Source organism: Rhizobium sp. KNZ2-6A (assembly GCF_056755475.1).
In genome coordinates this window covers 1-6,634 of the sequence record NZ_JBNDIC010000098.1, presented here as the reverse complement: position 1 = coordinate 6,634, position 6,634 = coordinate 1, and the positions used below count along the sequence as shown (strand labels likewise).

Annotated in this window: 7 protein-coding genes and 2 pseudogenes; 4 read left to right on the top strand and 5 right to left on the bottom strand. The window is 58.0% G+C overall.

The genetic code is table 11. The features are described from left to right. Window positions 1-327: 327 nt before the first annotated feature. Window positions 328-1,035 (bottom strand): type IV secretion system protein, encoded by a 708-nt coding sequence (locus tag ACPYOP_RS32215; protein WP_481414266.1) that lies wholly within the window; start codon window positions 1,033-1,035, stop codon window positions 328-330. Window positions 1,036-1,330: 295 nt separating this feature from the next. Here ACPYOP_RS32215 and ACPYOP_RS32210 point away from each other — a divergent pair, with 295 nt between their 5' ends. Continuing rightward, a complete protein-coding gene (locus ACPYOP_RS32210) occupies window positions 1,331-1,681 on the top strand; it encodes an antitoxin Xre/MbcA/ParS toxin-binding domain-containing protein (RefSeq protein WP_112609663.1) in 351 nt (116 codons plus the stop codon). 9 nt (window positions 1,682-1,690) lie between these two features. Then, window positions 1,691-2,188 carry an RES family NAD+ phosphorylase gene (locus tag ACPYOP_RS32205; protein ID WP_481414265.1) on the top strand — a complete coding sequence of 166 codons (498 nt, stop codon included), beginning with the start codon at window positions 1,691-1,693 and terminating at the stop codon, window positions 2,186-2,188. Between the two features lie 72 nt (window positions 2,189-2,260). Here the strand turns inward: ACPYOP_RS32205 and ACPYOP_RS32200 are convergent. After that, window positions 2,261-2,515: pseudogene (locus ACPYOP_RS32200) on the bottom strand (hypothetical protein); the annotation flags it as partial. Window positions 2,516-2,587: 72 nt separating this feature from the next. Continuing rightward, window positions 2,588-3,208 carry a flavin reductase family protein gene (locus ACPYOP_RS32195; protein WP_481414264.1) on the bottom strand — a complete coding sequence of 207 codons (621 nt, stop codon included), beginning with the start codon at window positions 3,206-3,208 and terminating at the stop codon, window positions 2,588-2,590. Between the two features lie 199 nt (window positions 3,209-3,407). Between ACPYOP_RS32195 and ACPYOP_RS32190 the strand changes: the two genes are divergently transcribed. Both ACPYOP_RS32190 and ACPYOP_RS32185 read left to right on the top strand, forming a co-directional pair. Beyond that, window positions 3,408-3,617, top strand: coding sequence for a hypothetical protein (locus tag ACPYOP_RS32190; protein WP_481414263.1), 210 nt, complete (start codon window positions 3,408-3,410; stop codon window positions 3,615-3,617). A gap of 25 nt (window positions 3,618-3,642) precedes the next feature. Further along, window positions 3,643-3,931 (top strand): annotated as a pseudogene (locus tag ACPYOP_RS32185) (aquaporin); the annotation flags it as partial. Between the two features lie 82 nt (window positions 3,932-4,013). On the opposite strand, the gene ACPYOP_RS32180 reads toward ACPYOP_RS32185, so the two are convergent. Together ACPYOP_RS32180 and ACPYOP_RS32175 are read right to left on the bottom strand one after the other, a co-directional pair. Beyond that, window positions 4,014-5,123 carry a helix-turn-helix transcriptional regulator gene (locus tag ACPYOP_RS32180; RefSeq protein ID WP_481414262.1) on the bottom strand — a complete coding sequence of 370 codons (1,110 nt, stop codon included), beginning with the start codon at window positions 5,121-5,123 and terminating at the stop codon, window positions 4,014-4,016. Between the two features lie 504 nt (window positions 5,124-5,627). Then, the gene (locus tag ACPYOP_RS32175) at window positions 5,628-6,578 is read right to left on the bottom strand and encodes a glycosyltransferase family 92 protein (RefSeq protein ID WP_481414267.1); all 951 of its coding nucleotides are present in this window, start codon (window positions 6,576-6,578) and stop codon (window positions 5,628-5,630) included. Between the last annotated feature and the right edge of the window lie 56 nt (window positions 6,579-6,634).

Below are 6,634 nucleotides of genomic sequence, written 5' to 3'. Positions count from 1 at the left end.
CAACACCGTCATGTGGCGAGGTTTATCGCGCCTCACCGATATCAGGATCGGCATGACCATCGGCGGTGAACTTGTGGGTAATTGAAAGCTTTCTCGGATGCGTATGTTCGAGATCGCAAATGAGGGTGCCATATCGATGATTGCGGCGCCATGCCCAATCATCGATGCCGATCACACTCGGCGGCGTTGGCGGCGGGCGATCATATCGGCGAATGGTTCGCAGCAGCCTACCAACCCAACTGAGCTCAAAATAACATCGAGAATGAGTCAGCCCCGTTACGACGCCGATTGACAACTGGTGTGCCGAGAGGCGACGGGCATTGATCGCTAGCGGTTCTTGCGCTGCCGCGTGACGCTGGCCGTGCGGCCCTGATCGTCGAGCGGTATGCCCATCAAGCCGCCCTGTACCGGTGCAGTGACACCGTCGGCCTGCCCCATGCGGCCGACCGCCGCACCTGATCCAATCGTCTGGCGCGATGTGGACTGCCACCAGCCACCCGCCCTCGACGAGGCGGTCTCCACGGCCCACTCGCTGGTATGCGCGGCGATGCGGCCGGCCAGCGGAATGACCTGGGACAGGAGAAACAACCCAACAAAGCAGATAAGCACAAAGGGTGCCGCATCTTGCATGGCCAGCGTGGTGCTGGCACCCAGAGCCGTCGCCAGGGCCACCACCGGCTCGCGGATGCTTAAGAGATAAAAGCCGAGAAAGGCATAGAGCATCACCGGCACCAGCATAACCTGAATCGTCGCGGTCAACCAGCTAGAAAAAAGGCGCGACGGGCCGTTGAACAACACCATTATAATGAAAACAGGCGCCAGGGCCAGCATGACCAGCAGAGCGATCTTCGAAAAGATGATCAGAAACACGGCATAGCCCGTAAACAGCGCCGAGGATAGCCAGACAATAGCGCCTTCGACAGGCGACTTCAGGAGCGACGCGTGTCGTCGGGATTGTCCTTCAGCGCACGGGGATCGAGCTTGAGGATCTGCATGGGATCTTTTCCTTCCGGGATATCGGAACCGGCGCCTCACCGGTCCTTCCTGCCTTCAGTTCTTTCCGAAGACATCTCCCAGACCGCAGGGCGGTCAGAGCGGCGCAACTGCGCGCGAGCGACCCTGACGGTCAGGGCGAGCGAGGCAAAGCCTCGCGAGAACGACAGGGAGGGTTGCGCAGGGGGCGGTTGAGCGACAGCGGCGACGGGAAGACCGATCTGCGAGAGGTTCCCTTTCTCCCTTCATTCTTCTTTTCTCGAAAAGCATTGAATGCCGCCATTATTGACGCTATATAGCGTCTATATTAATGGTAGACTGAAGATGGAGGCGGATCATGGGCATCGCCCAATATGCAGACGATGGGCTGTTCGCACCGCGCAAGATCGCGGACGCATTTCGCACGACCAGCGAAGAGATCGCGCGCACCGCCGGACTTGGAAAAGACGCGATCCAACGTAAGGATCGCATTCGCTCCGATAGAACGCAGCGGCGCCTGCGCGAGATGATTGAGATCGTCAATAAGGTCGAACCGCGCTTCGGCTCGGCGCTGATGGCCTATGCCTGGTATCGCTCCGAGCCGCTGTCGGGCTTCTCCGGTCAGACGGCGATGCAACTGGTCCGCAACGGTCGCGCCGACGAGGTGCTCGACTATATCGACGCGGTCGACGCCGGCATACACGCATAATCTCCGCCGATGCAGTATCAAGGAAAGCTCTACCGGGCGCTCAACCCGATCTACGCCCGCGAGCCTTTGTCGGGACGCGGCGCGGAACTCTATGGCGGTCGCTTCAACCCGAAAGGCGTGCCGGCCCTCTATACGTCGCTGACAATCATGACGGCGCTGAAGGAAGCCAATCAGGTCGGAAATCTGCAACCGACGACGCTGGTCTCCTACGACGCCGATGTCGAGACCGTGTTCGACTGCCGGGACGATGCCGCCCTTCGGGCGCAAGGGATGGATGCGTCGGCGCTCGCCGATCCGACCTGGCGTGACCAGATGAAGGCTTCGGGGAAAGCGAGAACGCAAACCTTCGCACGCCAACTGGCTGCCGACGGCTGTTGCGGGCTGCTCGTGAGGAGCTTCGCCCCCGGCGCCTCGGATGATGATCTCAATCTCGTCCTCTGGACATGGGGCAGCGTGGCCCCCGGTCGGCTGATCCTGATCGATGACGAAGGCCGACTTTCGCGATAATCTGACACAACATTGTCCTTCCAAACACGAAAAGCCGGTCGCATATGATGGTGCGACCGACCTGTTTGTTCATCAGGCAGCAACCTCATCTGCCTCGGCATCCTGTTGCGCAGACGCGGCCAGCGCTTCCTCGACCTCGGCCAATTGCCGACGCTTGTCCTTGAGCTCGTCAGCGAAGGCGAGTTCCCCATCCTGCCGTGACTGATGGGACGTCAGCCTTCGCCGGTACTCTTCCAAACGGTCGCGATAACGTCGCCGCTCCTCCTCGAAGCCGTCGAGCGCATGCTCCAGCCGCGAGATCGCTCCGAGCGGCGTGACGGTGACAGCGAACACCTGAAGAGCCTCAAACCGTCGAGTTTTAGGACGGGCTCTGGATTTTTTGCGACAACGCGGGGTATCTCAATACTCGGAGCGGAAGTTGCTACCAAGATCGGCAGCATCCCCGAAATAGTGCCGGAAGACATAAAACAAGGGGTTCCAGTGCCTGGTGTCGATGTAGCTGGTTTCCGGGACGACGATGCTGCGATGAGCATGGACGCGCTGAACCTCAACCTCGATAATCAGATGAGAAGACGATGCCCTTTGATTCTTCCCGCCGCGGTGCGTTGCAAGTAAGCGAGCCTCGAACTGCAATGGACACTCCGAGATGCGAGGCGCGCTGATTTTCTCGCTTTCCTGGGATGTGAATCCACCCAAAGCAAACTTGTCGGCCGAAAATTCATAGCCGCCTTCGGTCTTATGGTCTGGAACGGGGTTCGCTCCGGTCGTCCGGGCGATACGTTCGACGCGGGGCCATAGGTCGGCCGAGGGGAAGTTCAGAGAGCATTCCCCTTCCCGGAGCAGATTGGTTGTCCCCTGCCCGGCCGAGCTTAGGCCGAGGACCACGCAGTTTCCCAAAGCCCATGCCGACGACATAGGCGTAATATTCGGCGTTCCATCAGGATTTCGTGTGACGATCAAAACAACGGGCGTCCCGAAGTAGAGAATTGAGGGGTTAACGGTCAGATGATCGGAGGGCATGGACAATCCTTGTTTGTTTGGACCAGCCTAGCAGGGTTTTAAGCTGCGCAGCTTCGACCGATGTCGAACTATTCAAGCCTGAAAAGACGTAGGGGGAGCCGGTACACTGCGGCCATGTCGAACATAGCTGGCGCAGCGTTGTTGAGGGGAAAAGCCCGAGGCGAAACCGGAGACAATTCTTACCCCGGCTGAAATCGCGATGCTCGACAGCATCGATGCAGCGCGCCCCACGCCGCGCATCCTGCGCAGGACCCTTGCCTCCAATTTGCTCCAGATCGCCATGCTCGGTGGCTATCTCGCTCGTAAGCACGATCCTCCTCCCGGAAACATGGTCGTATGGCGAGGCCTGGCACGCCTCAATGACATTGCCTTCGGCATCTCCATCGGAACTCGCCGACAATGTGGGTAATCGGAAGCCACCTCGGATGGATACGATGGATACGAAAAAACTCATCGCTGAGTTTCTTGGGACGTTCTGGCTCGTATTTGGCGGCTGCGGCAGCGCAATTTGCGCGGTGGCATTTCCGAGCCTCGGTATCGCTTTTCTGGGTGTTGCTTTTGCGTTCGGTCTGACTGTGGGTCGGTGGCATTTCAGGCGGGCACTTCAACCCAGCCGTCTCGATGGGTCTGACGGTGGCTGGCCGCTTTCCGGGCGGGCAGCTCATTCCTTATATCATCGCGCAGGTTGTCGCCGCCATCGCAGCCGCGCTCTATCTGATCGCCAGATTTCGCGGCCGCCTGCAGGGCCGCGCCAGATTTTTACGGTATATTCAAGGCATCGGAGTGTTCTGTAATCTTGCTGATATTATCGCTGGCTGCCAATCCTGAAGCGTAGGGCTGATCCCTTCAGCAGGCTGACAAGCTCACTTTGTTGCGTCGTGCCGGTCTTGGCAAACACCCGGATCAGGTAGCCGCGCGCCGTTCCGATCGTAATCCCGCTTCTGGCCGCGCCGTCTCGAAGTGAGAGACCAGATGCCAGGGCAACGGCAAGCCTGGCTTCGGCATTGGTTAATCTAAACAGCTTCACAAGCAGTTCCGGCGAAGGCACGCCGATCGTCGTGGCGACCGGCGCGACAATCATAACAGTGCAATTCATCGAGAATATCGACCGCGCATCGCGGCACATTGGCATGAAGTAGACGATCGCAGCGCTCTTGTCATGCTCCGCCGGTATCGAAACACTCGCGGATGCATGTGCCGACAGTGCGATTGCTTCGGCAAAGCGGGCACGCATGACGTCGCTGCCCCGCAAGGACAATCGCCCGTCCAGTGTAACCCTGATATGTTGATCGGCGTCCTTTAACAAGTCGTTTGTATACAGAACCTGTCCGGAGGCGTTCAGCAACGCGGCCGGCAGATCGAACGCGCTCAGCGTATCGATGCTGCCGCGCGCCCGCTCAAACTGCAATCGTGATGCAAAGAAGGCTGCATTGCGGAAAGCGCCGTTGATCTCATTCATCTTCGCCAGAATGTCGACCTCGTAGTTGGGCTCATTCAGCCGGCGCGAGAACTCCAGGGTGATGATTTCGCCATTGAACAGCTCATGGATGGTCCCCAGTTGAACGCCAAGCCCGCTGGACTTGTGGTTTGCCAAGCGAGCCTCGAAGTCCGTCATTTCGGACCAGTCACCGGCAAATGGGTCAATCTCAAAGAAGCCGCGATTGATCAACCCGCCCGAGCGGACGTGTTTGAGCCAGATTCTGGTTTCCTCAGGCGATTGTTCCCATTGCATACGATCACGCGCGATCATGGACGAAGTCGTAATACCTCTTTGATTAGGCCAGTAAACTCCGATGCCGCCCTCTCCGGAGTTCGTGGCCTTGGCCAGATCGTCAAGGAGCGGCGTCCACATATCGGGCAGGAATACCGCCTCATACATTCGCTCGGCAATCGTCCTTGCATCCAGCATGCTCATGGCGCCTCCAACAATATCGGGTGCTACCATCAAACATTACTATTAAATAATATAGCTTGCCAGCGCCGTGCAGATTGCGGTGCATAAGCCGGCTCTGGGAACTTCCCCGTGCGAGAGATCCATGTTGCGGTCGCGTGGCGTTTTCGCGCCCGACACTAGCCGGGGAGCCGAAGGTGCTGGCGGTCCAGTTTTTCGATGTCTCCCAGTTCAAGGCACCGCCGACCCCGACGAACTTCACGCCGCAGCCCGAATTGTAGCAGCCGATTCACGCGCGTCGATACCGCCATAGGTGTTGAAGTAGTCGTTGGTGACCATCGTCATGCGCGGGCCGCCCGAGAGGCGCAACTCCGGCGTGATATCGGTGAAGGCGTCAATGGCCGTATCGGCAACGAGGCCGCTATGAGAGCGAATGCCCTGGTGGATCTCGATGCGGGCGCGCAGCCGATCGGTCGAGTAGGCCTCGGCGCCTCATTTCACCTCCTTCAGCCCCTCAGTTCGCGCCCGTCACTTCTGTCGCAGCTTTGAGAGAACTTGCCTGTCGCCAAGCCCTGTAAGATCAATCGCGTTGCGGGCAATGAATTCCGCCATGAAATGGTCCTCTACGACATCCGTCTCGATATTCGCAATCGTCGTCCGCATCTTCTCCTCAAGCTTTTCCTGCGAAACAGCAAAATTTGAGCCCCTCTGTATCTTCGCCCGCATTTCTTCTTCCGACTTGCTGTAATAGTGATTAAGTTGCAAGAATTGGTTGGAATAGAAGGCGGCCGACTTGCGACCTCTCCGCGTGAAACGATGTCCAGCATCGTTGACCGTGAGATTTCCGAATTCGCGCGTTTTAAACTGATGGATGCTAACTTCGACGACCTCGCATGGATCGACGATGCATTTGAAATTGGTGGAATGCTCCTTGCGGCTTAAGGGTTCGGCGCTACGCGTGGTATAATTTAATAAGACGGATCCCTCCGGCTTGGTTTTGTGCCCGTTGCTGCCGAACATATGCCAGGGCAGAGAAACATTTGGAAAGCCTTCCGTCGATGCAAGGGCCTCCTCGATGGTCGCACCCTGCTTCGGTAGCAGAAATTCGTCAGCATCGATGAAGGCCATGCGCCAAAAGGCCCCGCCGAAATTGAGGATAGCGTGGGCGAATGCCATCACCTGGCAATCAATGAAGCGAGCCTCCTCCCCGTAGACCATGTGTCCGGCCCAAGGTACCAGCGTCAACGTGTCCGGGGTAAGAGCCTCCCATAAAACCCCGCAGGTTTCGTCCGTTGAACCATTGTCATAGATGATGAAGTGGCGAACGCCGACTGCTCGGTGAAAACGGACCCACTCGCCGATATAGGCGGCCTCGTTTCTCACACAGGCCGCAATCGCGAAACCATACCTTTCCGCGAACGCCGCCGGAGGAGTTATGACGATATTCTTGATCGATTTTTTCCCACCAGACATGAGCATAGCGAGATAGCGCGTTGGAGGAAGTATCCAGTTGGCCAGTCTCATTCTGTTCATGT

What these genes read in the sequence shown, in the direction of transcription:
- ACPYOP_RS32195 (WP_481414264.1), bottom strand. Translation starts at nt 3,208, where the DNA reads ATGCCCTCCGATCATCTGACCGTTAACCCCTCAATTCTCTACTTCGGG.
- ACPYOP_RS32210 (WP_112609663.1), top strand. Translation starts at nt 1,331, where the DNA reads ATGGGCATCGCCCAATATGCAGACGATGGGCTGTTCGCACCGCGCAAG.
- ACPYOP_RS32180 (WP_481414262.1), bottom strand. Translation starts at nt 5,123, where the DNA reads ATGAGCATGCTGGATGCAAGGACGATTGCCGAGCGAATGTATGAGGCG.
- ACPYOP_RS32205 (WP_481414265.1), top strand. Translation starts at nt 1,691, where the DNA reads ATGCAGTATCAAGGAAAGCTCTACCGGGCGCTCAACCCGATCTACGCC.
- ACPYOP_RS32175 (WP_481414267.1), bottom strand. Translation starts at nt 6,578, where the DNA reads ATGCTCATGTCTGGTGGGAAAAAATCGATCAAGAATATCGTCATAACT.
- ACPYOP_RS32190 (WP_481414263.1), top strand. Translation starts at nt 3,408, where the DNA reads ATGCTCGACAGCATCGATGCAGCGCGCCCCACGCCGCGCATCCTGCGC.